Origin of the sequence: Pseudomonas sp. JV245A (genome assembly GCF_032424515.1) — a bacterium.
GTDB classification, from domain to species: domain Bacteria; phylum Pseudomonadota; class Gammaproteobacteria; order Pseudomonadales; family Pseudomonadaceae; genus Aquipseudomonas; species Aquipseudomonas protegens.
On record NZ_VYKE01000479.1, the window covers coordinates 1 to 675 of the forward strand.

Annotated in this window: 1 pseudogene; it reads right to left on the reverse strand. The window is 64.6% G+C overall.

The annotated features are described in order from the left end of the window. Positions 1 to 675: pseudogene (gene pedH, locus F6S12_RS32560) on the reverse strand (PQQ-dependent alcohol dehydrogenase PedH); the annotation flags it as partial.

Consider the following 675-nt stretch of genomic DNA (forward strand, 5'->3'; position numbering starts at 1 on the left):
GTGCCGGTGAACACCAGGTTGCCCTTGGTGGTCAGCACCCCGCCCCACAGCGGCGCGAAGTTCTTGTGGCGCCAGACTTCCTTGCCGCTGATGGGGTCGATGGCCCGCAGCACGCCGATGTAATCCTCGTTCAGCGGCTTGATGGTGAAGCCCGCGCCGAGGAACGCCGCGCCCTTCTTGTAGGCGATGCCTTCGTTCCAGATGTCCATGCCCCATTCGTTGGACGGCACATAGAACAGCCCGGTGTCGCGGTTGTAGGCCATGGGCATCCAGTTCTTGGCGCCGAGGAAGGCCGGGGCGACGAACACCGAGCTGCCCTTGGCTTCGCTACCCGGGGCGCCAGGGCGGCTGGCCTCGTTGTAGATCGGCCGGCCGTTCTTATCCAGGCCGGTGGCCCAGGTGATCTTGTCGACAAAGGGGAAGCCGCGGATGAATTTGCCGTTGGTGCGATCGAGCACGTAGAAGAAGCCGTTGCGGTCGGCGGTGGCGGCGGCCTTGATCTCCTTGCCGCCTTCCTTGTAGTTGAAGGAGATCAGCTCGTTGACGCCGTCGAAGTCCCAGCCGTCGTGGGGGGTGCTCTGGAAGTGCCACTTGATGGTGCCGTCGTCCGGGTTCAGGGCCAGGCGCGACGAGGAATACAGGTTGTCGCCAGGGCGCAGGTGGGAGTTCCACGGC